This window comes from Yoonia sp., from assembly GCF_017854415.1.
Taxonomy (GTDB): domain Bacteria; phylum Pseudomonadota; class Alphaproteobacteria; order Rhodobacterales; family Rhodobacteraceae; genus Yoonia.
Genome location: NZ_JAFMHR010000028.1, coordinates 1 through 25,311 on the forward strand (window position 1 = coordinate 1; position 25,311 = coordinate 25,311).

A 25,311-nucleotide genomic window follows, 5' to 3' on the forward strand; every position below is an offset into this window, starting at 1 on the left:
ATCACATAGATCAGGATCGAGACACCCATCAGCCCCGCAAAGACGAAGGGCAGCCAGATTGTCGGGTCACCAAAATAGTTCATTGCGATTACTCCGCTGGAAGGGCGCGGGGACCCGCCGCTGGTGTTGGTGCGATCCGTGTGCCGATATCTTCGCCACGTGCAGCTTTGCGGGCCAGATAGAAGATCACGAAGATATAGGCCGACAATAGCGCCGCATAAACCACCAGATAGGCGATCAAGGTCGACAGAACCAAAGGTGCAGGCACATCTGCAACTGCCTCTTTTGTGGTCATGACCCCGTGGACCAGCCAAGGCTGGCGGCCGATCTCGGTGGTATACCAACCTGCAAGAGTGGCGAGCCAACCACTAAAGCTCATGCCTACCAGCGCATAGAGCATCGGTTTGGGGAGCCCTTCGATACCGCGCTTGCGGCGCATGATCATATAGGTCGCCGACCAGCTGACCAGCAACATCAACAAACCAGTACCAACCATCACGCGGAACGACCAGAACACAGGTGTCACTCGAGGATGCAGAATTTCGCCATCTTCGGTGACAAAATCATTCAGGCCTTTGACTTCGCCATTCCAGTCGTGGGTCAGGATGAAGGACGCCAGTTTCGGGATGCCAATCTCGAACTTGTTTTCGCGGGCTTCCTCGTCCGGGATCGCGAACAAGATCAGCGGAACGCCGGTACCTGTTTCCCAGTTTCCTTCCATCGCGGCCACTTTGGCCGGTTGATATTCCTTGGTGTTCAGGCCGTGAAAGTCGCCAACCAAGATTTGGACGGGGATCAGCAATGCCGCACAGACGATTGCGGTTTTCATTGCAACCCTCACACCTTCGGTGCGCCCACCAATCAGCCAACGGAATGCGCTGACACCTGCAATCAAGAAGCTGACGGTCAGGAAGCTGGCTAAGACCATGTGGGTAAAGCGGTATGGCATGGACGGGTTAAAGATGATTGCTGACCAATCGGTTGCATGCGCCACGCCGTCGATCATCTCGAAGCCTTGCGGTGTGTGCATCCACGAATTGAGAACGATAATCCAAAAAGCGGACATTAATGTGCCGAAGGCCACAAGGAAGGTCGCTAGCGTGTGTACCCAGTTGGGTACGCGGCTAAAGCCAAACAGCATGATGCCAAGGAAAACAGCCTCTAGGAAGAATGCAGTCATGATCTCGTAGGCCAGCAATGGCCCTGCGATATTACCGACCTTTTCCATAAAGCCCGGCCAGTTGGTGCCGAACTGGAAAGACATCGTGATACCGGAAACCACACCCATCGCGAACGACAGGGCAAAGATCTTCACCCAGAAACGATACGCTTCCATCCAGCGTTCTTCGCCCGTGCGATTATAGCGCAGCTTGAAGAACAGCAGGACCCAACCAAGGGCGATGGTGATCGTGGGGAACAGAATGTGGAACGAAATATTCGCTGCAAACTGGATGCGTGATAAAAGAAGGGTCTCTAATTCCATGACGTTGGTCATCTTTCTGGGCGGCCATATCCGCTTGGACCTCATATAGCTGCGCTGCAGCATAAGTCATCGGGGTGCGACAGCAGGGCGCGGGTAGCTGATCAATTTTTGGTATAATCGGCGTTGCGGAAGTGGCTAGCGGGTAAACGTCCAGCTTGTCGTTTGCTGGTATGGCTGGTCTGGCGTCACTTTGATCGAAGGAAAGCGCGGGTTGTTTGGCGCATCCGGCCAGCGCTGTGGCTCGATTATGAAGCCTTCATAAGGTGCTTTGCCCGGCCGGTGCGATCCGCTGGCATCATGGATTTGAACGCCGGGTTCGGTGGTGGCCACAGTCATCTGTAACCCCGACTTTCCTGTCAGCCAAAGCACGTCGCAAAGTGGCATCACATTGTCCGACAAACAAAAGTTATGGTCTAGCGCGGGTGCGCCGATTTCTAGCAAGCGGGTTTCGCGAAAATCCATGTCGCTGTCTGCAACTTCGACCACCTCGCCTGTTGGACAGACTTTGTCGTCTACGGGAAGATAGTGATCGGCGGACAGTCGCAAGGAATGCCCCGCCCAAGTGTTCGTCCCATCAAGGTTCCAATAGATATGACTGGCAAAGTTCATGCAGGTGGTCGTATCGGTCGTCCCATCGATGGTCATGGTTAGGGTCGCAGGGGCGCTGACACGGTAGGTCACACTGATTTCGCGTTGACCGGGCAGGCCTGCGACACCATCAGGCATCGCAAGGACAAGTCTGACGCTATCGGCTGTCTGTTCAGCGATCTGCCAGACTTTGCGGTGCACACCATCTGCGCCGGAATGCAGGTGGGTCTGGCCGTTCTCATTGCGCTCAAGCTCGTACATCATGCCGTCCAAACGCACGCGCGCATTACTGATCCGGTTGGCGATAGGGCCAACGATGGATCCGAAATAGCCCATCGTGTCCTCGTAATCAGCAAGGCGATCGGACCCTAGCGTCAGGCCATGCGCCACACCAGCGATCCGTACATCCTGTACGATAGCGCCGTATGTAAGAACCTTTATACTGATATCGCCAGCGGCAAGCGTCACTATGGCAACGTCTTCGCCTTTTTGCGTTGTACCGAATTGGGTCATGCAAGCAGTTCCCAATGAACTCCTGCAGCCGCAACGGTCGTGCCGTTCCAATCTTGCGGGTACTTGGCGTAATTAAAGACAAAGCGGTGCGTGGCGGTGTCACGGATGCGCAGCCCGTCCGGCAAGGTGACTGTCTGAATACCACATTCACCACAAGCAGCTTGGATGATCTGGTCAAACGTCGCCTCGTCCGGCCATCCAGCCAGATAGCGCAGATGCGTGTTGCCCATGATCGCTGGCTGTCCATCTGTGGTCTGCGTGAACACTTGCGCCCCGCCCTCAAGGTGCTCGAACCAATGCAAGAATTGGCCGTCATCGTGCAGCGCGATGCTGTCATCGGGCGGCATGCTTTCGGTCAAAGCGACCGTAACGTCTAAGCCAGACAGGTTTGGGCCAAGGGTGTCGGGGATGCGTAGCTCGTCGGTTTTGGTGTCAGTGCGCGGCCCGATCAGGGCAACGCCGTTGAAAGCCTCCAAGGCGGCTCGCAGCGGGTCTGATAAAGACATGATGCCGGGAGCCATAACAAGTTTATACGCCGATAGATCGGCAGTTTCCGGCGGGAGGATATCGATGCTCAACCCCGCACGGCGCATTGCACAGTACGCGGCAAAGGCAAGGCGGAACATCTCGAAATCAGCACCTTGTGGTTGGGCATCCCAGCCCCACGCGCTTTCGTAGTCAAAGACAAGTGCTGCTTGGGCTTTGGCGGTCCCAACCTCTGCTATGCCTTCAATTTCATCCGCGACTTGTCGGGCTTCGGCCAGTGCAGGGGCAGGGGCGCTATCGGGGCGCAACAGGCCTGCGTGCATTTGTTCTTGGGCAAAAGGCGCTTGGCGCCAGCGAAAATAGCAAACGGTTTCGGCGCCATGGGCGAAGGCTTCCCAAGCCCAAAGTCGGGCCATGCCGGGCAGAGGCGCAGGATTGTAAGGCGCCCAGTTCACAGGGCCCGGTTGTTGTTCCATGACCCACATGCGGCCTTTGCCAACAGCGCGGTAAAGGTCGTGATGAAAGGCTTGATTGTCGGGATGGCCTTGGCGCAGGTAGGCTTGTTTGAAAGCAGGGCTGCCTTCGAGTCTGTCCGAAAGGAAGCCAATCGGGTAACTATCCCACGACGCGATATCAAGATCGGCACCGACCTTCCAATGATCGAAAGTTGTTATGCGTCCCATATAGTTATGGATCAAAGGTGCCGCGGTATGCTTGCGCAGCTCGTCCGCTTGGACCTTGTTAAAGGCGACAACTTGATCGGAACTATAGCGCCGGAATGCCAGTTGATGCGGGTGGTTGGGTTCTGTGACCGTCAGGTTTGGCAGATCGATCTGGTCGAACGTGTCATATTCCATCGACCAGAAAATATTCCCCCATGCCCGGTTTAGTGCATCGGTCGATTGGTATTTCTGCGCGAGCCAATCTTGAAACCCTTTGCGTGCAGCGTCTGAATAGCTGAGCGTTGTATCGTGGCAGTCGTATTCGTTATCGATTTGCCAAGCTGCAATATGCGGGTTCTTGCCGTAGCGTTCGCCCATCAGGCGTGCGATACGGCGGCATTCACCGCGGTAGGCGAGGTGGCTGAAATCATAGTGCCTGCGCGATCCGAATTTGCGGGTGCGCCCCTGCGCATCAACTGCCAACATGTCCGGATATTTGTCGATCATCCAGCGCGGAGGGGTCGCCGTGGGCGTGCCCAGGATAACCTTAAGGCCAGCGCGGCCCAGCACATCAATTGCGCGGTCCAGCCAATCCCAAGTGAATGTGTCTGGAGTCCCTTCCATCCGGCTCCATGCGAATTCGCCGATGCGGACCCAACTCAAGCCTGTCGCCACCATTTGCGCGGCGTCCGTGGCCCATTGATCTTCGGGCCAATGTTCTGGGTAATAGCAGACGCCAAGTGTGCGTTTCATGGGGCGAACCTTTTGAGTATTTGGGACAAAGCGAGGCGGGGGGTTAAAGGACAACCTGATGCTCTGCCTGTCCTTTGATATTTGTATCTACAGCGAATGTTTTGCCCTGTTCTGGCCCATCAAGTCCGATAGCGGCTGTGGTGCAAAAAAGTGTAGAGAGATCATTGCCGCCAAATGCAGGGCAAGAGGATTGGCATCCTGCGAAATTGTAGCTTTCAAGGAACTGTCCTTGCGGGTCATATCCGGCAACACGCCCCGCGCCCCACTGAGCGTTCCAAAGGTTGCCACTTGCATCGACGACGGCCCCATCGGGACGAAATACGGTGCCTTGCAGATCGATATGAACCATGGGTGCGCCCAACAGCCAACCATCTGCGTCCAACGCCACGCGCATGATTTGTTGCGTTGGTGTATCGGTAAAGTACGCGGTCTTGCCGTCTGGCGCAAAACAGATCGCATTGGAGATTGTCACCCGCGCGAAAAGCTGGCGAAGTTCGCCTTGGTAGTAGCGATAGATCGCGCCGGCGCTTTCTTCGGCATTTATTCCCATCGTCCCGATCCAAAACCCACCCTGTGGATCAGCACGTCCATCATTGGAACGGGTGATAGAGTTGTCGGCTTCGAGATCACAAACGATCTCGTTTTTGCCGGTCGAGATTGAAAACCGATGCAAGGCAACTGCTGAAGCGATAAGTAGGGTATCTTCGTCAACCCAGCCCGCTGCGCTAACGTAGGTATCAAACTGCCAGTGTTGCCCTCTGGTGTGTAGTTTTTGCCCCAGGATATCGAACCAGAACAGTTGCTTGCGCAAGGGATGCCAAAGCGGCCCTTCGCCAAGTTGGCAAATGGTCTGGTCGAAAATCATGACGCGGCAGCGTCATATGCGGCCACCATATCGCGGGCGCGGGCGGCTACTTCTGCAACCGAAAAGCCGGGCTTATAAAGCGCAGAGCCGATGCCGAAACCGTCCGCAGATGCCGCCATCCATTCGGCGAAATTGTCGGCTCCTGCACCGCCTACTGCATAGACTTGTGTGCCCTTTGGCAAGATTGCACGGATTGCCTTGATGCCTTCGGGGCCGAGCAAACTGGCCGGGAAAATCTTGAGGCCATCAGCGCCAGCCTTGAGAGCTGTAAAACATTCGGTTGGCGTCATTACGCCCGGCCAGCTTTGCAGACCAGCGGTTTTGGTGGCCACGATTACTCTTTGGTCACAATTAGGAGATACGATCAGCTTGCCACCAGCGTTTGCAACTCGGCCTACGTCGTCGACGGATAGCACCGTACCGGCGCCAATCAGTGCATGGCTGCCATGGGCGTCTGCCATTGCCTTGATGCTATCAAACGGATCAGGTGAATTTAGAGGAACTTCGATTTTGGTGATACCTGCGGCGATCAAGGCTGCAGCAATGGGTGCGGCCTCGGGTGGGGTCACGCCACGTAGAATGGCAATCAGGGGACGGTCCATGTTTATCCTTTCAAACGCTGATAGGCGGTCATCAGACCGGCGAGCGTGATCGCGGTTGCATTGACTTGTGTTGCGGGGGCCGATTGTGCCGCAAGGGCTGTCACATAGAGCCTTGATAGACGACTGTCGCCGATCACAGCTATCTGTTGGCCTAGCCAGTAAGGTTTGGCGCCTGCCAGTTCTGCCCCGATCAGCAGTCCCGACAAATGTGCGCGTGCCGTATCGCCCTGCATACCGTTCAACAATCCTTGCGCGCGCAGCGAAAACAGCCGCGCGGCAAGCCGCTCTGGGCGCGCCATCGCCGTTTCCAGACCATCGATGAAGGCGGCGTCATCCCAACCGTCTGTAGCTATGGAATGACGCAAGACGGTTTGGGTCGCGATTGCATTGAACAGCTCTCCGGTCATGAAGGTTTGAAAACTGATCACTTCGTCCGCGCTGACATGCACCCATTTAGTATGAGTGCCGGGCAAGCAAATCACGCCGTCCCAGTTTTTGTTACGTGCCAGAAACCCAGTGATCTGGGTCTCTTCACCGCGCATCACGTCGGCGGGATCGGCCTGCATGATGCCTGGAATAACGTAAACGGTCAGGTCAGGGTGCGTCGTTGGTGCTTGGACCAAGCCTTGCGGCAATGTGGGGCAAGGGACTGCCGCGTAAGGCGCTTCAACCCAGCCTTGACGAGATCCGACCATGCCGCAGGCTACCACAGTGGTAGGACCATTCATCCAATCGCTGATGATGGCAAGCAATGCTGGTTCAAACCCGTCGCGGTCAAGCTTGCTCATGCCTTGATCAGAAATGCCTTCGGCCAAGACCGTGCCGGAAGCTGACATTGCCCAAGCCCGCATATTGCTGGTGCCCCAGTCAACGGCGATCCAAGCGGCTTTGATCTGTGTTGCGTTCATAAGCGTGTGCCTTCCAGAACCCACATCCTGTCGGGGAACGACCATGGCAGGGTCACGCCATGACGCATCAAGTATGCGCCTGATACCTCAAGGGCGTCGGATTTCAATGCGGTAGTTCCGCGCGATAAATGATGCAGTGTGTTGCGATTGATCAGGTCGATCCGGTACATTGCAGCAGGGTTCAACCCTGTCAGGCGCAATGGGCGGGGGGCGATTTGCGCGCTGGTTGCGGCCTTGCCTGCAAAAACCACAAAGCGGTCTTTTTCACGGGCCAATTGCTGTTCTGCGATCACCGCGGGATCAGCGCTATCAAGTCGCAGGATATCGGCGTTTTGCATCCAGTGGCGGTTGTGTTTCCACCAGCTTGTGACCTCGGTCAGCACAGCGGTTTCGGTTTCGTCTAACTCGCGCGGGTCCATTTCGAACCCCATATGGCGCTGGGCCGCAACCCATGCACGGAAGGAAATATCAAGATGACGGCCAGAGGTGTGGCAGTGGCGCGGTCCAACGTGGCTGCCTGTCACTGACAAAGGCAGGAAAAGCGCGGCGTCGTGTTGAATGCGCAAACGTTCTAGCGCGTCATTGCTGTCAGACAGCCAAACGCGTTGGGTGCGCTGCAGAATGCCAAAATCAATGCGCCCGCCGCCAGAGGCGCAGCTTTCGATTTCTACATGCGGAAAATCGGTGCGCAGGCGGTCAATTAACGCATAAGACCCACGCGTTTGAGATGCATCGGGCATCGGCAAAACACGGTTATGGTCCCATTTGATATAATCGATTTGATGATCGCGCAGGATCGATGACATGCGGTCATAAAGGTAATCACGCACCGCAGGCAACGCCATATTCAGCGCTTTTTGCTGGCGCCCCAATGTTTGATCCTCGCTACCCAATACCCAATCGGGATGGGCGCGGTGGATGTCGCTGTCTTCATTGATCATTTCTGGCTCGAACCAGATGCCAAAGGTCATGCCAAGGCTATGGACGTGTTCAATCAGCGGATGAAGCCCGTGGGGGTACTTACGAGGATCAACCGTCCAGTCCGACAGGCTCCGTGTGTCATCATCGCGGTTTCCGAACCAGCCGTCATCCAGCACAAAACGCTCTGCCCCAAGTTTGGCTGCGCGGTCCGCGATATCTTGCAGAACGGGCAATTTGTGATCGAAATAGACTGCTTCCCAACAGTTGTAGTGGACCGGACGCGGCGCGTTCGGTTTGGGCCATGTCACGATCCGGTCGCGGACATGGCGTTGGAATGCCACGGCACAACCGTTGAGGCCGGTATTGGAATAGGAAATGTAAAGCGGTGCGGTTTTGAATTGCGTCGCGGCTTCGGTTTCCATGCGTGCGGCATGACCCCACTGGATCTGGCGACGCCCGTCTTGCAGTTCTTCGGCGATCATTTTGTGACCACCGGACCAGCCGTAATGGAAGGCATAAGCTTCGCCTTCGGTATTCGTGGCGCCACGGCAGGGCACGATCAGTCCCGGAAAATGTTCATGCCCGGTGCGCCCCGTGCGGTTTTCGCGGTAGCGCATTCCAGGTGCCCATGCAGTGCGCGACAGTTGAAATTCTCCGCACCAGCGGCCCGACACGTCAATCATTTCATCTGACTGTTGGGGTCCGGGCAAGACAGGGGCGGCCAGCCAGTGCAAATGCACAGGGCGCGTCGCGTCCAGAGTTGTCTGACAGGTTATAATATGGGTCTCGGGGTCGCTCGCAAAACTGACGGTCAGGGTCAGCCCGTTTGCGTCGTCCGCATAGACAAGTTCAAGCGTGCCATTCTGGGTGACGCTTTGAAAGCAAAACTTGGGGAGCAGCGGCGTGCCATCGTTGTCACGCACGATCAGTCCGGGTTGACCGGGGAAGCTACGGGTTGCTTCGGGGCAGATCGACAGGTCTGGATTTTCATCCAACATACCACCAGTGACGTCAATCACATGGGCGGCGTGCAGTGTGTCCAAGTCTTCGGCGGCGGGCAGTGCGGCACCCCAATATACGACCTCTGGCAGACGGTCGTTGCGGGCTGCCAAGACAAGTGTCTGGCGGCCATCGTCAATACGATAAGTTCTATTCATTTAAGTTTACTTTACAGCTCCGAGGGTGAGACCCGCGATAAAGTGTTTCTGCATCAAGAAGAACATCACGACAGGGGGCAAGGCAGCCACAATCGATCCGGCACTCATCAGGTGATAGGCCGCACGGAACTGCGAGTTGAACTCGGTAATACCTGCGGTGACTGGTTGTGCATCGGGCCCTTGGGTCAAAACAACAGCCCAGAAATAGTCGTTCCAGATGAATGTGAAAATCAACACCGCAAGTGCGGCCAACGCGGGTTTCATCAACGGCAGAACCACATAAAGAAAGATGCGCCATTCAGAAATGCCTTCAACACGCGCGGCCTCGATCAACGGGAACGGCAAGGCGCGGATGAAGTTGCGCATGAACAGCGTACAGAACCCAGTTTGGAACGCGATATGGAACAACACGAGACCCGTTTTCGTATCGTAAAGGTTCATGCTGATCGTCAGGTCGCGCACTGGGACCATCAAAATCTGAAACGGGACAAAGTTGCCTGCGATAAAGATGAAAAAGATCGGCAGGTTGCTTTTGAATTTGTAAATCCCCAGCGCAAAACCCGCCATGCATGACAGCGCGACTGCACCGATCACGGTTGGGATCGTGATGAACAACGAGTTCAGCAAATACCGCGGCATGTTGCTGTCAAAGAACACACGGCCATAGTTTGAAAACGCCTCGAAACTGCTGGGCAGGCCCCAATAGTTTCCGTTGACGAAATCTGCCTCTGGCTTGATGGAGAAATTGGCAACGGCCAGCAGTGGCAATAGCCAAAGGATCAGTGCGAAAGGCAGCAGTAGTTGGTACGAAATCTGCCAAGTACGCGACGATTTCTCGAGCGGTTTAGGAAACATCAGTGCGCCCCTTTTTCATCGCGGTACATGGAATAAAGGAAATATCCGATAAATCCGAGCATCAAGAAGAACAGCACGACCGCAATCGCGGCACCATAGCCCATCCGGAAGCCGAACTCTGACAGGGATTCCTCGAACATAAAGAACGACAGCACGCGCGTTGATCCAAACGGGCCACCGTTCGTCATAACGCTGATCAGATCGAAAGACCGCAGTGCGCCGATGATTGTTACGACGAAAGCGATGAAAGTCGCGGGCTTGAGTTGTGGCAAAATCACGTACCACAGCATCTTGTGACCCTTGGCACCATCAAGGCGCGCGGCCTCGACCTGTTCGGGGTCAACGGCGTTCAGGCCCGTCAGGTAAAGGATCATGCAATAAGCCGTCTGCGGCCAAAGGCCTGCGGCGATAATGCCATAAGTTGCTGTATTAGGATTGCCCAGCACACCGCCTTTGACGTCGATGCCAACCCATCCGGTGATGATGTCAAACAGGCCGTCATTTGGCAGGTAGAACCAGCCAAAAACAAGGCCCACAACGACTTGGCTAATCACAAACGGGAAAAAGAACATCGATTTGTAAAAGCGAATACCGCGAACCGTTTGGTTCAAGAACAGCGCAATGAACAATCCGGCAGGAATTGCGAGCAGGTAAAGGACCAACCATCTGAGGTTGTTCCAGAAAGAGGTCTCGAACTTGCGATCCATGTTTTGATCGCCCCAGCCCAACAGGCGTTCATAGTTGGCGGTGCCGATCCATGTTTTTTCGCCCAGACCGTCCCATTGGTGGAATGAAATCCAGAACGATTGTCCAATGGGTATGATGACGTAAATCGTGAAAAAAATCATCGCTGGCATCAGGAAAAGCCACGGTGTTATCGCGATCTCGTTGCGCTTGTACCACCCTTTTTCGGGCAAAGATGCGTGGGGGCTGGAAACAGCCGGCGATACCGACATGGCGTCTCTCCTGATGGTTCAACACATGTGAAAAGCGCATGTCGCCTTGCAGATGGGTTGACGGGGATTGGGCGGACCACGACGGCCCGCCCAAAGAAGCGATTATTGGTAGATACGTGCGCGTGTCTCTTCGAGACGCTCTAGGATGTCATCCAGATTGTCTGGGAACACCATGAACTCTTGCAGGCCTTCCATGCCGACAGATGCCATTTCAGCGTCAAAGTCGCGGTCAAAGAACTGCATGATGCCGCCGCCTGCGTTGTTCGACAGCATGTCGAAACCTTGCGCAAGGAACTTGTCATCATCGATCGAAGAGTTTGCGTTCACAGGCAACTGACCCAAAGCGTCGCCGCCGTTGATCTGTGTCTGAACGTCAGCAGACGTAACAAAGCGCAAGAACTCTTTGGCTGCGTCCATGTTCTGTGCACCCGACGGGATGTGGAACGTGTCTGTTGGCGCATCTTCTGCGAAATCAACGTCTGGGTTGATGACTGGGAACTGGTAGAAGTCCAGTTTGGTGTCATCAAGGCCACCATCGCGCATCGCAGCAACTGCAAAGTTACCCATCAAGTATGATGCGGCTTCGCCGTTAACCATAAATGGCAGGGCTTCCTGCCAGCTAAAGTTCTGGTGATCGTCGATGAAAGCACCCATGTCGATCAGCTGACGCCAGTTGGCGAAAGTTTCACGTACACGGTCGTCTGTCCATTCAACTTCGCCACGGGCCAATGCGACGTGGAAGTCATAGCCGTTTGTGCGCGAGTTGATGTAGTCAAACCAGCCGCCAGCAGTCCAAAGGAACTTGGTGCCGATTGTGTAGCACTTTACGCCGTTATCAAGCAGCACCTGGCAGTTTGCCAATTCTTCAGCCCAGTTTGATGGCTCTTCAAGGCCGTACTGTTCGAAGATGTCTTTGCGATAATAAACGCCCCACTGGTAATATGTGTAAGGCACGCCCCACTGGGCGCCGTCGAGTGTCATCGCACCTTTGGTGGATGCAAGCGCTTCGAACGCTGGCTCTGCCCAGAGGTCAGAGATGTCTGCGAACAGACCCGCGTCGACGTAAGGACGCATGCGGTTTGCTGCGTACCAGTTTACAACGTCGGGTGGGTTCGCGCCCAACGCGTTACGGATCTGTGTTTTCCATGCTTCGCGGTCAACGATCGTCAGGTTAACCTCGAGGCCGGGGTGCAGTGCACCGAAATCAGCGGCCATCCCCTCCATTACTGCGCGCGGCGCAGGGTTCGACATGTCAGAAATGATGTTCAATTCGCCTGCCAGCGCGTGGCCGTCTGCGGCAGCAGATGACGCAACTACGCCAGCCGCAACCAACGCCGCTAGCGACGTCTTCAAAATGGAATGCATGGTGTCCTCCCAGTATGCTTCCGTGTGTAAAACTGGTTTCATTATTTGAAACTTAGTTTTGGATGTTGATACTAAACCGCGACTCGGCTAGCGTTGTCAACATCTCAAAGCTGCACCGATGAGGAGATCGGTGTCAAAAGCATGATTGAGACGGGGGAGGACGCATGGCACGGGTGACCGGAGACGGCACAGTCGGCAAGGCACTCGAGGTGCTTGATCAGGTCGCAGCTTTTGGGCGGCCTGTGCGCTTTTCCGAATTGCTGGCCCAGTCCGCGTTTCCAAAGCCAACACTCTACCGCTTTGTCCAAACACTGACGAACCAGCAGATGTTGGCATATGATCCCGATCGCCAAACCTACAGCCCGGGGGTGCGGCTTGTGCGTTTGGCGCATGCAGCGTGGGATCAGACGACACTTGCGCCAGTGGCGCGCAGGCATATTGATGCGCTCAGCAAGATCGTGGGCGAGACCGTGCATTTGGCGCAGCTGGACCATGCTCAGGTCCTTTACATTGACAAGCGCAACGCGGGCCAACCTGTCGAGATGTACAGCCAAGCCGGCAAAGTCGGCCCCGCATATTGTACAGGTGTTGGCAAAGTCATGCTGGCATTTCTGGATTCCGATGCCGCGGATAATGTCATTGAACAGCAGTCGTTTCATGTTTTCACCGAGCATACGCTAGATAGTGCCGATGCCTTGCGCGCGGAACTAAATGATATCCGCGAAAATGGCTACGGCTTTGACCGTGAAGAACATGAACCCGGAATTATTTGTGTGGCGATGCCAATTCTCAGCGACACAGGCCGTGTCTTGGGCGCACTATCGGTGACCAGCACAACCAGCCGCACCAACCTTGCGGGGCTCGAAGCATTCGTGCCAGTCCTGCAAGACACAGCAGATAAAATAAAACGGGATGCCCAAAACTGGAGCTTCCCGGACCACACATCAAAAGAAACAACAAGGATTTAGGCCATGTCAGGTGTTACGCTGAACAATGTCATTAAGCGCTACGGCGATGTGCAGGTGATCCACGGTATCGATTTGGACATCAAAGACGGAGAGTTCTGCGTGTTCGTGGGGCCTTCTGGATGCGGCAAGTCCACTTTGTTGCGCATGGTTGCGGGGCTAGAGGACACGACCGAAGGATCGATGCACATTGGTGACCGCGAAGTGACCCGCATGGACCCGTCCCAACGCGGCGTGGCGATGGTGTTCCAGACTTATGCGCTTTATCCGCATATGACGGTCAAAGATAACATGGGTTTTGGCCTTAAGATGAACGGCCATCCCAAAGCGGTGATCGAAGAAAAAGTGGCCGAGGCGACCCGCATCCTGAAGTTGGAGCCATATCTGGATCGCAAGCCTGCCGCCTTGTCCGGTGGACAGCGACAGCGTGTTTCGATCGGTCGTGCGATTGTGCGCGGCCCAGAGGTATTCTTGTTCGACGAACCTCTATCCAATCTTGATGCCGAATTGCGTGTAGAGATGCGGGTCGAAATCGCGCGCCTGCACAAGGAAATCGGCGCGACAATGATCTATGTGACGCACGATCAGGTTGAAGCAATGACTTTGGCCGACAAGATTGTTGTGTTGCGCCTTGGTATTATTGAGCAGGTCGGCGCACCGATGGACTTGTACCGTGACCCTGACAATAAATTCGTCGCGGGCTTTATCGGCTCGCCCGCCATGAACTTTGTGAACGGTACGGCCACAGGCGGCGGCGTCGAGGCTCCCGGCTTGGGGAAGCGTTTTGACGGGATCGTCAGCACCGCGCATGAAGGTAAAGCAGTCACAGTTGGGGCGCGGCCTGAACATATCACGCTAGACCCGAACGGCGACACGCACACAGTAGAAATGACAGAAAGCCTTGGCGGCGTATCTTTCGCCTATCTATCCGGCCCAACAGGTGAACGGATCGTCGTCGAAGAACGCGGGGATATTCGCACAGCTTCGGGAGTGACGGTTGGTGTCAACATCGAGCCGAACCGGATTTTGCTGTTTGACGCCGAGACAGAGCAGCGTATTCGCAGCTAACGGTTTCCAGTCTCACCAAACGAAAAAGGCCCGCGATCAACGCGGGCCTTTTTTGTTTTGGAGGCGCTATTTAGCGCTTGCCGTAATACAATCCGACAACATGTTCCGCCTGTGCAAAGAACAACCAACGCAGGGTCAGAACGCCTGCGATATGGCTCAGCACAGCGAGTGCTGCGAAGATGTGATTGGTAAATGGCAACAGCAGCAAAAGAACGGGGACAACAAAAGCCAGACCGATTGTGATGATCCGCAGTTGATCAGCGTGTTTGCGACCAACCTTATGAATGAATTCATGCATCAGATAGTTGGTGCCCGTATGCGGCGGCTCAAACGCACGGACTTTGCCAATGTGGCCCAAACCTGTTGCGGTTTCCATATTTGTGCCAGAAGACTTGAAGCGGGTATCACCTGAAATCCAAGCGAACACCTGCAATATGCCTCCGATGATCAATAGCACGGAAGCGAGGGTGATTTGCCCTGCCAGCAGCGCACCGCCGCCCAGTGACAGCGTTAAATACATCGCAGGGGTCGTCCAATGACGCCAGCGCGGCACAGTTTTCATCTGTGCGTAGATCATGGAAGTGGTGAACACGACACCAAGCGACGCGATGCCACCGACGATGCCGATCAATTGCAACTGGGTGCCCGCGAACACCAGACCTGCGCCATAAATTGCCATAGTGACCAGTGCGAAAACCGCACAAATCCCTTCACGGCTAAGCCAACTGGTTTGCCATTGGCTAAACGCTTTGAGCGCCCGTTCAGGATGACCAAGGTGGAAGGTCGAAGCGATCAGGCCACCGACCGCAAAGATATATGCGATGGCAAACCAGATAAAAGCGGACATGCCGGTGGGGACAATAACGCCCAACCCAAGCCAGAATAGCAGTCCGAAGCCAAGGCCGGAGAACGTGTTGAAAAGTATAACAGAGCTTGCGGGATGCATTATTTTGCTCCTCCGGGTAGGGATGACAGGGCCTTATCAAGCCAACCTACGAAACCTTTGCCGTCGCTGGCGATGGGCTCTAGGTAAGGCGCCAGAATGTCGAACTCGGGCATTTCATCTTTGGGGCGCGGGGGCAGGTATTTGTTGACCGGCTTTGTGCCTTGCTCGGGCATCAGATCAAATCCGCCACGTTCAGCAACCAATTTGGACACGTCGCTGTCCACATCGCCCAGATCGCCAAAGTGACGCGCACCTGACGGGCAGGTCCGCACGCAAGCGGGCTGGCGATCTTCTTCAGGCAGGTTTTCGTTATAGATGCGGTCCACGCAAAGGGTGCATTTCTTCATGACCCCTTCCTTTGCGTCCAGTTCACGGGCTCCGTATGGGCAAGCCCATGCGCACAGGCCACAGCCGATACAGTCGCTTTCATTGACCAGAACGATCCCGTCTTCAGCGCGTTTGTAACTGGCACCGGTCGGGCAGACTGTGACGCATGGTGCATCTTCGCAGTGTAAGCAGGACTTAGGGAAGTGGATGAGTTGGGCTGCGCCCTCTTCGGGCTGAACTTCGTAGGAATGGACTCTGTTCAAGAATGTGCCTGAAGGGTCAGCGCCGTAGGCCTGTTGGTCCGACAACGGCGCGCCGTAGTTTTCGGTATTCCAACCTTTGCACGACACCACGCAGGCATGGCAGCCCACGCAAGTATCAAGGTCGATCACAAGGCCAAGTTTCTTGGCGGAAGGTGGGGGTAACTGGGTCATAGTGTCATTCCTTTGGCGAGGGTCGGAGCCTCCGGCGGGAGTATTTCGAACAAAGCGAGGTGATGTGTGTCTTCAATGCGCAGATCGGTGCGTTCGTCGGCGTCCCAAGTGGCGATGTACCAGATGAAACTGCCCAGCGTCAGCGTCACGAATGCCGCAATGAGTAAAAGCACTTGTCGGTTGGTCATTTGCCCACCTTCCAAGCCAAATCGCTCGGCCCCTTTGGGACTGGCGATTTTATGGACGGCATCACTGGCTGCGCCTCGTTTGGAATGGCGGATTTTTCGATTTTGACGCGTAGGTCAAACCACGCGGCTTGGCCTGTGATCGGATCGGAGTTTGCCCAACGCAGGCCATCGCCTTTGGGGGGCAGTAGTTCGTGGATCAGGTGGTTGAGCAGGAAGCCTTTTGTGGCCTCGGTCGCTTTTTCGTCAAGCGCCCACGCGCCTTTGCGTTTGCCGATGGCGTTCCATGTCCAGACCGTATTGGCATTGAGCGATGCCTGATGTGCCACAGGCACAACGATTGATCCGTGAGTCGAGCTGACTTTGGCCCAATCGCCTTCGGCAAAGCCGTTGGCCTCCCAAATTTTGGTTGGCACGTAGAGGGGGTTATGTCCGTGGATTTGGCGCAGCCACGCGTTTTGCGTACCCCAAGAGTGGTACATCGCCATGGGTCGCTGTGTCAGCGCGTGGATCGGGTATTCATCCAGATCAATCTGGTCATCCTCAAGCGGACCATACCAGATTGGCAGTGGGTCCATTGTCAGTTTGAGCCGTTCGCGCAGGTGTTCTGGTGGCTGGCGTTCCCCGATACCTTCGGCTGCGGCCTGGAATTTACGTAGCGGTTCGACATAGAGCTGGAAGATGTAGGGTTGGACAGCATCGTAGAAGCCCATTTTCACCGCCCAATTCTGGTAGTCCATGCTGAACGGTTTGTAGTAGGCTGCGTTTTCGGGAACGTGCTCGACCCAGAAGCCACTGTTGTCGATGTAATCCTGAATTTGGTTCGGGTTCACATCACCGCGCCCGCCTTGCGGCCCGTCGGGACCTTTGCGGAAACCAGCCAAGGGGCCAACACCCGGACGGCGCATGTGGTTGGTGATGTAGTCGGCGTAGTCCTGATACTTTTGGCCGCCGTCTTCGTTCACGAAACCGGGCAGGCCAAGGCGCGCGCCCAGATCACAAAGCACCGATTGGAAGCCGCGCACATCGCGGTCGGGTTCAACCACAGGCCAGCGGATCGCGTCCGCAACGCCGTCTGCTTCACAGATGGGGCGATCCAGCAGCGAGATACAATCATGCCGTTCCAGATAGGTCGTGTCAGGGAAAATCAGATCGGCGTAGGCTACCATTTCGGACGAATAAGCGTCCGAATAGATGATATGCGGGATCACGTAGTCGCCGTTTTCATCCTTGTCGGTCAGCATCTTATGCACGCCGCCGACGTTCATGGACGAGTTCCACGACATGTTCGCCATATACATAAACAGCGTGTCGATCTTGTATGGCACGCCCGCATGCGCATTCGAGATCACCATATGCATCAACCCGTGGGCCGACATCGGGTTTTCCCAGGAATAGGCCTTGTCGATCCGTGTTGGATTGCCTTCGGCATCGAGCAGCAGGTCCTCTGGGCCGTGGGTATAACCAAGGTGCGGGCCATCAAGTGCCGCACCGGGGGTGACTTTGCCATGTGGTTTAGGATGCGCCGTTGCAGGCTTGGGGTAGGGCGGTTTGAAACGCATGCCACCGGGCACTTCGACCGAGCCAAGGATGATTTGCAGCACATGCAGTGCGCGGCAGGTCTGGAACCCGTTAGAGTGCGCTGAAATTCCGCGCATTGCGTGGAAGGACACAGGCCGACCGATCATTTTGTCGTGCTTTACACCGCGAAAGTCTGTCCACGGGCGGTCAAGTTCAATCGCTTCGTCAAAGGCTACCCGCGCGAGGTCTGCCGCAAGGGCGCGGATGCGCTGGGCAGGAATGCCGCAACGGTCTGCCACGGCCTCGGGGGCATATTCATCGGACAGATAGCGGTCGGCCATCTGGTGGAACACGGGGCGGTGGGTGACGCCTTTGGCGCGGTGCGTGCCGGACAAATCAGGCTCTACGCCTTTGCCATTCCAAGGTGCCAGTTGCCCAGTGCGGCGGTCAATGACCTGCGGTTGACCGTCCGCGTCGCGCAAGAACAGGCCGAATTCATCGGATTTGGTATCCTCGTTCACTAGAACCGAAGCGTTCGTAAATCGCGCCAGATAATCCAGATCGACTTTGCCGGCTTTCATCAAGCAATGCACCATCGCGAGAATGAACAAACCATCCGTGCCAGGAGTAATGCCGACCCAATCATCTGCGACGGCGTTATAGCCCGTGCGGATCGGGTTCACGCCAACCATACGTGCGCCGCGTTGTTTGATTTTTCCGATGCCCATTTTGATCGGGTTGCTGTCGTGGTCTTCGGCAACGCCAAACAGCATGAACAGTTTGGTGTGGTCCCAGTCAGGTTGCCCAAACTCCCAAAACGCGCCACCCATCGTATAAATGCCGGCAGCCGCCATGTTTACGGAGCAAAAGCCACCGTGAGCTGCATAGTTGGGTGTGCCAAACCCTTGCGCCCAAAAGCTGGTGAAAGATTGCGACTGGTCGCGGCCGGTAAAGAACGCCAGCTTCTCTGGATGCTTTTCGCGAATGGGTGCCAACCAATCGGTCGCCAGTGTCAGCGCTTCTTCCCAGCTGATTTCTTCAAATTCGCCTGATCCACGTTCGCCGACGCGCTTTAGTGGGGCGCGCAGTCGTGATGGCGCGTTGTGCTGCATGATACCCGCAGAGCCTTTGGCGCAAAGCACACCTTTGTTCACGGGGTGGTCTTTGTTGCCCTCGATATAGGCGACTTTGCCTTCCTTCATGTGCACGTTGATTCCGCAACGGCAGGCGCACATATAGCAGGTGGTTTTACGCACCTCGTCCGAGACCGGTGGCGACGTATCTAGGTGGGGCTGATCAAGTGACATGGGTGACCTTTCAGGCGAATTGCGTACGGACGAGGGCGGCACCTGCCAATGCACAAAGCAAGGACAGACATAATGGGCGATAGTAGGCGGCAAATCTTGGTATGAATAGCCATTGACCAACGATAACGCCGAGCGTTGTTGGAAGCGCAAGGCTCAGGCCGCGCGCCACGGCTGTGTTGTTCATCACGCCAAACCAAAGCAACGTGACCATCGAGGTGGCAGAGCTCAGGAATAGGAACAGAACAAGTGCTGCGCGCATTTTGGCGGCGGCTGCATTTTGGGACAAGACATAGATCGCAATGACCATCCCGCCAACACTGGCAAGGCCAGAGGCGACACCTGCCGCAAAGCCTGATCCATAAAGGCCGGGCTTGGTTGCCAAGAATGGCATACGGATTTTAGCAAGCTGGGTGACAGCCAAGCTGATTATCAGAACCAACACGATTAATTTGCTGGTCTCGGGCGAGACGGATGTCGTTAGCATCAAGCCAAATGGTACGCCGACGGTCGATCCGATCACTAGCCCCCAGACGACCCCACGATCGGCTTCTTGCCAACCGCCTTTTGCCATCAGGACAGAGGCGGTCATTTCAAGCCACCAGCAGATTGGAATGATTTGAACGGGCGGCAAGATAATCACTGCACTTGCCATCACAATTGCCGATAACGCAAAGCCAGAGAACCCGCGCACGATGCCTGCGACGATCACGATCACGGTCAGAATTGCAAATTCTTGCCCGGTTAGGTCGGTCCAATTTAGCAGGCCTTCAAACATTCAACGTCCCTGCGCGATCAGGGCCAGCGCGTCGCGGGCGATTTGTTTCTCTTCATCAGCGGCGACCACATGAACAGGTACGTCGCCAAAACACGACAGCTGCGCCATGATCCGGTCGCGGATTGGAGCCGCATTTTCACCGATACCACCCGTGAAGGCCACCGCATCAACGCCGCCCATCGCAACAATCGCTGACCCCGCATGGCGCGCTGCCCAATAGCAGAAATGGTCGACTGCAAATCGCGCGTCATCGTCATCGCGCTCTAGCAAGGTTTTCATATTGTTGTCGCCAGCAAGCGCCTGAAGGCCCGAATTTTTGTTGAGCATCCGGTCGGTTTCGTCTTCGCCCAAGGACTTGGAAATCCGCAAAACGGCTGCCCCGTCGATATCGCCAGAGCGCGTGCCCATCGTCAGGCCAGACAGCGGAGAATAGCCCATAGAAGTCGCGATGGATTTACCGTTTTTGATTGCGCAAAGGCTGGCCCCGTTGCCGAGGTGGAAAGCCAACAGGTGCTGCGGCAAGTCAGCGCCGAAATCAGCAACAAGATTCGCATAGGATAATCCATGAAACCCATAGCGGCGAATGCCTGCATCGTGGTGGGTTTGGGGGATTGCATAACGGGTGGCGACATCTGGATTGGTGGCATGAAACGCCGTGCCAAAGCTGCAGTACTGCGGTAAATCAGGTGCCATTTTCTGCAAGGCATAGATGCCCGCTAGGTTGTTTGGGTTATGCAGCGGGGCAAGCGGTATGACGCTTTCTATTGTTGCAAGCACAGGTGGAAGTAGACGCGCAGGGGCGGTCAGGATCGTTCCGCCGTGCACAACGCGGTGCGCCGCAGCCGTGAATGACGACAGCGGATGACCCGCTTGCGCCAGTGCCGCGAGCATTACCTCTAGCGCTTGCGCATGATCGCGGGTTTTTATGGCTGTTTTGGTTTTGCCTAGAACGAGTGAGCCGTCAGTGCCAAGGTTCGTCACGCGGCCAGCGATAATGGACCCAAGCCCATCGTCAAATACCTCTATCTTGAGAGAGGAGGAGCCAGCGTTTAGAACCAATATCACTTGGGCAATCCACAACTAATGGCCGCCAATGCGGCGGATGCGATGCGGGCCGCTGGTGGATCAGCGCGCGAAGTCAGCAAGATCGGCACTTTCGCGCCAGTCACAACACCCGCTGCACAGCCACCCGCCAAATAGACAAAAGCTTTGAACAGGGCATTGCCCGACACAATGTCCGGCACGATGATCGCGTCCGCATTGCCTGCGACGGGATCGTCGGTCAGTTTCTTGGTCGCCACCGCTTTGGGCGAGATAATCAGATCAAGCGCCAATGGTCCGGAAACATCAATACCTTCGATATTTTCACGCGCCCAATCGGACAAGGCTTTGCCGTCCATCGAAGACGGCACGGACGGAATGGCGCTTTCGGTAGCAGATAAAATCGCTATCTTCGGGCGGTCGTTGCCCAGCTTGTTGAGTAGTTTTTTAACTTCGACAATCGCTGACTGTCGCGTGAGCACATCAGGGTTCACGTTTACAGCCGCGTCGGAGATCAGGATCGGCTTTCCACCATCGGGGTGCGAAATGTGGAAAATATGCACGAAACGATTGCCAGTGCGCAGACCCGCATTTCGGCTAACGGCGGATTTCATAAAGACGTCGGTGTGCAACTGACCCTTCATAAGCACGTCAGCCTCACCAGCACCGCAAAGGCCAGCAGCGGTAAGTCCGGCCTCTTCTTCGCCTGTGGTGTCGTGCAGGGCGTAGCCGGAGATGTCCCAGTTCAGCTTAGCAGCCTCGGCGCGGATCATGTCTGCTTCGCCTACGAAGACGGGGATCATAATGCCTGCTTTGGTTGCTTCTTGGGCGGCTTCCATCGGAAGCGGTGCACCTGCACGGGCAATGGCGACGCGTGGTGCGCCAAAGGTTTGCGCGCGCGCAATCAAGTCTTGCGGGACTTGGGCTTCACGGGTGGAAAGGAATGGGGATGTCATACTAGATCCTTGTAAATGCACGCAGCAGGCCGAGTAGCGATAGCGCCAAAAGTAACATAACGGCAAAGCGGCGGAACGAAGACGGCGACGTGCTGAGGAATTGCCGCCCGCCCAGCCAAACGCCGAGACCCAGCAATGGAAACGCCATAGCTGCCCCGATTGCAGTGTCCCAAGTCACCAGACCCCCCGCCCAAAGTAGGGGCATCGTGATCATATCCAATCCGGTGAGGTAGACAATCATGGTCGCGCGAAAAATCGCGGCTTCGATGGGTTGGGCTGACATAAACGCCGCAACTGGCAAGCCGCCGATGCCTGCGCTGTTGCACATGCCCGATACGATACCGACACCGCCGTGGCCCAGCGGGCCGATCGGGCGCTTGAGGGTCCAACCGGACAGCAACACCAAAGATAGCACAAAGATGATCGCCGAGATTGCGATGCGGGCGGTTCCTTCGCCCACTGAAAGCATGACGGAAACCGAAAACGGCAGCGCGATTGCAGCGCCCGCCAACAGCCACAAAATCCTGCGCCAGTCCACATGTCCGCGAATGCTGCGGGCTTGAAAGACTGTCATCAACATTTCGCATGCAAAGACTACCGGAATGAGAGGGAGCGGGTTTGTAACGAGGGCCGCAAAAGCGATGAAAATCGCCGAGAACCCAAAACCCGAATAGCCCCGCACATAGGCGGCCCCAAGCAATGCAATTGCAAGGGCCGCCGCAGTGCCGGGGCCTAGGTCAAATGGCAAGCTTACTCGGCTGCCATGTCAGAAGCAGAGATACCTGCAACTGCAACTGGTTTCTTCATCGCGTCACGACGGAACGGATCACCCAGTTCTTGGTTCAAGATAACCTCGATCAAGGTGGTAATGTTGTTTTCCATTTGATCTTTGATCGCTTGGTTCAGCATCGCTGTCAGTTCGTCCATTGTTTTGGCTTGGACGCCTTTCAGACCACATGCGTTGGCGATACCAGCATAAGACACTTTCATGTCCAGCTCTGTGCCGACAAAGTTGTCGTCGAACCAAAGTGTAGAGTTACGCTTTTCGGCACCCCACTGATAGTTGCGGAAAACGATCTGTGTGATGGCTGGCCATTCGTCGCGACCAATCGCTGTCAGCTCGTTCACGGAAATGCCGAACGCGCCGTCACCAGCAAAACCGATAACCGGAACATCACGTTGGCCGATTTTCGCACCAATGATTGAAGGCAGACCGTAGCCACATGGACCAAACAGGCCCGGTGCCAGATACTTGCGGCCCGTTGGGAAGCTTGGATAAGCGTTGCCAATCGCGCAGTTGTTGCCGATGTCTGACGAGATGATCGCATCTTCTGGCATAGCGGACTGGATCGCGCGCCAGGCTTGGCGTGGGGACATCCAGTCAGGACGGGCTGCACGTGCGCGCACGTTCCAGTCTGTGCCTGGATCGTCCTGCTCGTGATCAAGCGAGGTCAGTTCTTGTGCCCAAGCAGATTTGGTCTGCGCGATCAGGTTCTTGCGATCTGCGCGGCCTGCATCGCCGGCACTATCGGCCAGTTGTGCTGTGATGCCGTTTGCAACTTTGGCAGCGTCGCCGACGATACCAACAGTGACCTTTTTGGTCAGGCCAATGCGGTCAGGGTTGATGTCGACCTGAATGATCTTGGCATTTGTTGGCCAGTAATCAATGCCGTAACCGGGCAGCGTCGAGAACGGGTTCAAACGTGTGCCCAGCGCCAGAACGACGTCAGCTTTGCTGATCAGCTCCATGCCTGCTTTGGATCCGTTATAGCCCAACGGGCCAGCGAACAGCGGGTGGTTGCCCGGGAACGCGTCATTGTGCTGGTAGCCAACGCAAACCGGCGCGTCGAGCTTTTCAGCCAGAACGCGGGATGCTTCGATGCCGCCTTCGGCCAAAACAACGCCAGCACCGTTCAAGATGACTGGGAATTTAGCAGAAGAAAGTAATTCTGCGGCTTTGGTGATGGACATGCTGCCACCTGGGCTGACTTCGAACTCAACCGGCTCTGGCAATTCGATGTCGATGACTTGTGTCCAGAAATCGCGCGGAATGTTGATCTGGGCAGGGCCGGACAGACGCTTGGCTTTTGCGATAACGCGGGCCAGTACTTCGCAGATGCGGCTAGGATCGCGGACTTCTTCCTGGTAGGCAACACAGTCTTTGAACAGGTTCATCTGTTCCATTTCCTGAAAGCCACCCTGACCGATTGTCTTGTTGGCCGCTTGTGGTGTGACCAGCAAGCACGGTGTGTGGTTCCAGTATGCTGTCTTAACGGAAGTCACGAAGTTCGTGATGCCCGGACCGTTTTGCGCGATCATCATCGACATTTCGCCAGTTGCGCGGGTGTAGCCGTCCGCCATCATGCCTGCTGTCATCTCGTGTGCGCAGTCCCAGAACGTGATCCCGGCCTTTGGGAAAATATCGGAAATTGGCATCATGGCAGAGCCGATGATCCCGAAAGCATGGCGAATACCGTGTGCTTGGAGCGTTTTGACGAAAGCTTCTTCAGTAGTCATTTTCATGGCGGTGGGTCCTTCCCTAAAATTCAACGAAAAAACGGGGCGCAGAATCCCCGTTCTTGGTTGCCGTGACACTATGTTCTGCAAGCCATTACAGTTAGGTCCAGATATGAACCGACCCTAAGGCCACATGAAAGTATATTGAGACCGTAAGTCTCAATAATCAACTACTTCGGATGGCGTTCGCGATCAAGCGGATTCCTTCAGGGATGCGTGCAGACGAGATCGATGAGTATGCAAGCCGCAGATATTCGGTCGGTGGTGTCTCGCCCGCAAAGAAGGGCGCGCCGGGCTCGATCAAGACTTTGTCTGCCTTTAGCCGCTCTGCCAGTTGTGTGGTGTCCGTTCCGTCTGGCGCACGCAGCCAAACAGATGACCCGCCATAGGTCCCGCGCCCAGCGATAGTCAGGCCGGTTTCATTCAACGCGGTATCCATCACCTGTCGACGTTCGTGGTAGGTTTTGCTCATCCGCCGGACCAGCGCGTCATAATGCCCAAGCGAAAGATAATAGGCGACAGTGCGTTGAATATGACCGGGGGGATGACGCAGGACCGTAGCACGCAGCGCGCGGGCTTCGCGGATAAAGGGCGCGGGGCCAACCAAATACCCCAGCCGCAACCCCGGAAAGAGCGATTTCGAAAACGAACCGACGTAGATCACCCGCCCATTCTGATCCAGCGACTTGAGCGATGGTGACGGCGACTTTAGAAACGACATCTCGAATTCATAATCGTCCTCGACGATCACAAAGTCCTCGGCCTCGGCCTTTTCTAGCAATTCCTTGCGCCGTGCGAGGGGCATTGTCGCTGTCGTGGGGCATTGGTGACTAGGCGTTGTGAAAACCACATCGGTTTGCGGGGGCAGCGCGCTGGGCGGTAGACCGTCACGATCAACAGGAACGCAAGTAAGTTGGCATCGCGATTGGTTCAGGATTGTCCGCAGTGCTGGATAGCACGGGTCTTCGATCGCAGCGCGACGGCGGCCATTTAGCAGCACCTGCGCCGATAGCCACAGCGCATTCTGTGCGCCCATTGTGATCAGGATTTCATCCTTGTTTGCCAAGATCCCGCGACGTGGCAGTGTTTGACGTGCGATAAAGTCGACCAATTCAGGATCATCGCCGTCAAAATAGTCCGATGTTAGCGCACTGA

General features: G+C 55.7%; 22 protein-coding genes. 2 read left to right on the top strand and 20 right to left on the bottom strand.

The genetic code is table 11. The annotated features are described in order from the left end of the window. Window positions 1-88: 88 nt before the first annotated feature. From QZ197_RS05095 to QZ197_RS05140, 10 genes are all read right to left on the bottom strand, one after another. Complete coding sequence (locus tag QZ197_RS05095) at window positions 89-1,483, bottom strand: cytochrome ubiquinol oxidase subunit I (RefSeq protein ID WP_296430766.1); 1,395 nt, start codon at window positions 1,481-1,483, stop codon at window positions 89-91. 135 nt (window positions 1,484-1,618) lie between these two features. Then, window positions 1,619-2,584 (bottom strand): aldose epimerase family protein, encoded by a 966-nt coding sequence (locus QZ197_RS05100; RefSeq protein WP_296430722.1) that lies wholly within the window; start codon window positions 2,582-2,584, stop codon window positions 1,619-1,621. Next, a complete protein-coding gene (locus tag QZ197_RS05105; protein ID WP_296430725.1) occupies window positions 2,581-4,485 on the bottom strand; it encodes a beta-galactosidase in 1,905 nt (634 codons plus the stop codon). The genes QZ197_RS05100 and QZ197_RS05105 overlap by 4 nt, the downstream gene beginning before the upstream one ends. Window positions 4,486-4,528: 43 nt before the next feature. Further along, a complete protein-coding gene (locus QZ197_RS05110) occupies window positions 4,529-5,350 on the bottom strand; it encodes an SMP-30/gluconolactonase/LRE family protein (protein ID WP_296430727.1) in 822 nt (273 codons plus the stop codon). Then, the gene (locus tag QZ197_RS05115) at window positions 5,347-5,952 is read right to left on the bottom strand and encodes a 2-dehydro-3-deoxy-6-phosphogalactonate aldolase (protein ID WP_296430730.1); all 606 of its coding nucleotides are present in this window, start codon (window positions 5,950-5,952) and stop codon (window positions 5,347-5,349) included. The genes QZ197_RS05110 and QZ197_RS05115 overlap by 4 nt, the downstream gene beginning before the upstream one ends. A gap of 2 nt (window positions 5,953-5,954) precedes the next feature. Beyond that, window positions 5,955-6,860, bottom strand: coding sequence for a 2-dehydro-3-deoxygalactonokinase (locus QZ197_RS05120; protein WP_296430732.1), 906 nt, complete (start codon window positions 6,858-6,860; stop codon window positions 5,955-5,957). Further along, window positions 6,857-8,938, bottom strand: a complete 2,082-nt coding sequence (locus tag QZ197_RS05125) for an alpha-galactosidase (RefSeq protein ID WP_296430734.1) — start codon at window positions 8,936-8,938, stop codon at window positions 6,857-6,859. Before QZ197_RS05125 ends, QZ197_RS05120 begins: the two co-directional genes overlap by 4 nt. A gap of 6 nt (window positions 8,939-8,944) precedes the next feature. Further along, a complete protein-coding gene (locus QZ197_RS05130; protein WP_296430737.1) occupies window positions 8,945-9,793 on the bottom strand; it encodes a carbohydrate ABC transporter permease in 849 nt (282 codons plus the stop codon). Further along, window positions 9,793-10,749: a sugar ABC transporter permease gene (locus QZ197_RS05135; protein WP_296430738.1), complete on the bottom strand. Its 957-nt coding sequence runs from the start codon at window positions 10,747-10,749 to the stop codon at window positions 9,793-9,795. Before QZ197_RS05135 ends, QZ197_RS05130 begins: the two co-directional genes overlap by 1 nt. A gap of 102 nt (window positions 10,750-10,851) precedes the next feature. Next, window positions 10,852-12,114 (bottom strand): ABC transporter substrate-binding protein, encoded by a 1,263-nt coding sequence (locus QZ197_RS05140; RefSeq protein ID WP_296430741.1) that lies wholly within the window; start codon window positions 12,112-12,114, stop codon window positions 10,852-10,854. A 164-nt stretch (window positions 12,115-12,278) separates the two neighbouring features. Between QZ197_RS05140 and QZ197_RS05145 the strand changes: the two genes are divergently transcribed. Both QZ197_RS05145 and ugpC read left to right on the top strand, forming a co-directional pair. Further along, entirely contained in the window at window positions 12,279-13,082 is an 804-nt protein-coding gene (locus tag QZ197_RS05145; RefSeq protein WP_296430743.1) for an IclR family transcriptional regulator, read from the top strand. 3 nt (window positions 13,083-13,085) lie between these two features. Continuing rightward, window positions 13,086-14,147 carry a sn-glycerol-3-phosphate ABC transporter ATP-binding protein UgpC gene (gene ugpC, locus QZ197_RS05150; RefSeq protein WP_296430745.1) on the top strand — a complete coding sequence of 354 codons (1,062 nt, stop codon included), beginning with the start codon at window positions 13,086-13,088 and terminating at the stop codon, window positions 14,145-14,147. Window positions 14,148-14,217: 70 nt separating this feature from the next. Here ugpC and QZ197_RS05155 read toward each other — a convergent pair whose 3' ends face one another. The 10 genes from QZ197_RS05155 to QZ197_RS05200 all read right to left on the bottom strand — a co-directional run. Continuing rightward, on the bottom strand, window positions 14,218-15,093 hold the full coding sequence (locus QZ197_RS05155; RefSeq protein WP_296430746.1) for a DmsC/YnfH family molybdoenzyme membrane anchor subunit: 876 nt from the start codon (window positions 15,091-15,093) through the stop codon (window positions 14,218-14,220). After that, on the bottom strand, window positions 15,093-15,854 hold the full coding sequence (locus tag QZ197_RS05160) for a 4Fe-4S dicluster domain-containing protein (protein ID WP_296430748.1): 762 nt from the start codon (window positions 15,852-15,854) through the stop codon (window positions 15,093-15,095). The genes QZ197_RS05155 and QZ197_RS05160 overlap by 1 nt, the downstream gene beginning before the upstream one ends. Beyond that, window positions 15,851-16,042 (bottom strand): hypothetical protein, encoded by a 192-nt coding sequence (locus QZ197_RS05165; RefSeq protein WP_296430750.1) that lies wholly within the window; start codon window positions 16,040-16,042, stop codon window positions 15,851-15,853. Before QZ197_RS05165 ends, QZ197_RS05160 begins: the two co-directional genes overlap by 4 nt. Next, entirely contained in the window at window positions 16,039-18,867 is a 2,829-nt protein-coding gene (locus QZ197_RS05170; protein WP_296430752.1) for a molybdopterin oxidoreductase family protein, read from the bottom strand. Before QZ197_RS05170 ends, QZ197_RS05165 begins: the two co-directional genes overlap by 4 nt. A 10-nt stretch (window positions 18,868-18,877) precedes the next feature. Then, a complete protein-coding gene (locus QZ197_RS05175) occupies window positions 18,878-19,642 on the bottom strand; it encodes a sulfite exporter TauE/SafE family protein (protein ID WP_296430755.1) in 765 nt (254 codons plus the stop codon). Then, entirely contained in the window at window positions 19,643-20,707 is a 1,065-nt protein-coding gene (locus QZ197_RS05180) for an acetate kinase (protein WP_296430757.1), read from the bottom strand. Further along, a complete protein-coding gene (locus QZ197_RS05185; RefSeq protein WP_296430759.1) occupies window positions 20,704-21,639 on the bottom strand; it encodes a phosphate acyltransferase in 936 nt (311 codons plus the stop codon). Before QZ197_RS05185 ends, QZ197_RS05180 begins: the two co-directional genes overlap by 4 nt. Before the next feature lies 1 nt (window position 21,640). Then, window positions 21,641-22,387 carry a sulfite exporter TauE/SafE family protein gene (locus QZ197_RS05190; RefSeq protein WP_296430761.1) on the bottom strand — a complete coding sequence of 249 codons (747 nt, stop codon included), beginning with the start codon at window positions 22,385-22,387 and terminating at the stop codon, window positions 21,641-21,643. Window positions 22,388-22,389: 2 nt separating this feature from the next. Then, the gene (xsc, locus tag QZ197_RS05195) at window positions 22,390-24,162 is read right to left on the bottom strand and encodes a sulfoacetaldehyde acetyltransferase (protein WP_296430763.1); all 1,773 of its coding nucleotides are present in this window, start codon (window positions 24,160-24,162) and stop codon (window positions 22,390-22,392) included. 160 nt (window positions 24,163-24,322) lie between these two features. Further along, a partial coding sequence (locus tag QZ197_RS05200) for a PLP-dependent aminotransferase family protein (RefSeq protein ID WP_296430764.1) occupies window positions 24,323-25,311 on the bottom strand: 989 nt, incomplete at its 5' end.

Excerpts from the sequence above, each read along its gene's own strand:
- QZ197_RS05100 (WP_296430722.1), bottom strand. The coding sequence starts at position 2,584 with ATGACCCAATTCGGTACAACGCAAAAAGGCGAAGACGTTGCCATAGTG.
- QZ197_RS05120 (WP_296430732.1), bottom strand. The coding sequence starts at position 6,860 with ATGAACGCAACACAGATCAAAGCCGCTTGGATCGCCGTTGACTGGGGC.
- QZ197_RS05165 (WP_296430750.1), bottom strand. The coding sequence starts at position 16,042 with ATGACCAACCGACAAGTGCTTTTACTCATTGCGGCATTCGTGACGCTG.
- QZ197_RS05130 (WP_296430737.1), bottom strand. The coding sequence starts at position 9,793 with ATGTTTCCTAAACCGCTCGAGAAATCGTCGCGTACTTGGCAGATTTCG.
- ugpC (WP_296430745.1), top strand. The coding sequence starts at position 13,086 with ATGTCAGGTGTTACGCTGAACAATGTCATTAAGCGCTACGGCGATGTG.
- QZ197_RS05095 (WP_296430766.1), bottom strand. The coding sequence starts at position 1,483 with ATGGAATTAGAGACCCTTCTTTTATCACGCATCCAGTTTGCAGCGAAT.
- QZ197_RS05160 (WP_296430748.1), bottom strand. The coding sequence starts at position 15,854 with ATGACCCAGTTACCCCCACCTTCCGCCAAGAAACTTGGCCTTGTGATC.
- QZ197_RS05115 (WP_296430730.1), bottom strand. The coding sequence starts at position 5,952 with ATGGACCGTCCCCTGATTGCCATTCTACGTGGCGTGACCCCACCCGAG.
- QZ197_RS05135 (WP_296430738.1), bottom strand. The coding sequence starts at position 10,749 with ATGTCGGTATCGCCGGCTGTTTCCAGCCCCCACGCATCTTTGCCCGAA.
- QZ197_RS05125 (WP_296430734.1), bottom strand. The coding sequence starts at position 8,938 with ATGAATAGAACTTATCGTATTGACGATGGCCGCCAGACACTTGTCTTG.
- QZ197_RS05155 (WP_296430746.1), bottom strand. The coding sequence starts at position 15,093 with ATGCATCCCGCAAGCTCTGTTATACTTTTCAACACGTTCTCCGGCCTT.
- QZ197_RS05170 (WP_296430752.1), bottom strand. The coding sequence starts at position 18,867 with ATGTCACTTGATCAGCCCCACCTAGATACGTCGCCACCGGTCTCGGAC.
- QZ197_RS05145 (WP_296430743.1), top strand. The coding sequence starts at position 12,279 with ATGGCACGGGTGACCGGAGACGGCACAGTCGGCAAGGCACTCGAGGTG.
- QZ197_RS05140 (WP_296430741.1), bottom strand. The coding sequence starts at position 12,114 with ATGCATTCCATTTTGAAGACGTCGCTAGCGGCGTTGGTTGCGGCTGGC.
- QZ197_RS05110 (WP_296430727.1), bottom strand. The coding sequence starts at position 5,350 with ATGATTTTCGACCAGACCATTTGCCAACTTGGCGAAGGGCCGCTTTGG.
- xsc (WP_296430763.1), bottom strand. The coding sequence starts at position 24,162 with ATGAAAATGACTACTGAAGAAGCTTTCGTCAAAACGCTCCAAGCACAC.
- QZ197_RS05185 (WP_296430759.1), bottom strand. The coding sequence starts at position 21,639 with ATGACATCCCCATTCCTTTCCACCCGTGAAGCCCAAGTCCCGCAAGAC.
- QZ197_RS05105 (WP_296430725.1), bottom strand. The coding sequence starts at position 4,485 with ATGAAACGCACACTTGGCGTCTGCTATTACCCAGAACATTGGCCCGAA.
- QZ197_RS05175 (WP_296430755.1), bottom strand. The coding sequence starts at position 19,642 with ATGTTTGAAGGCCTGCTAAATTGGACCGACCTAACCGGGCAAGAATTT.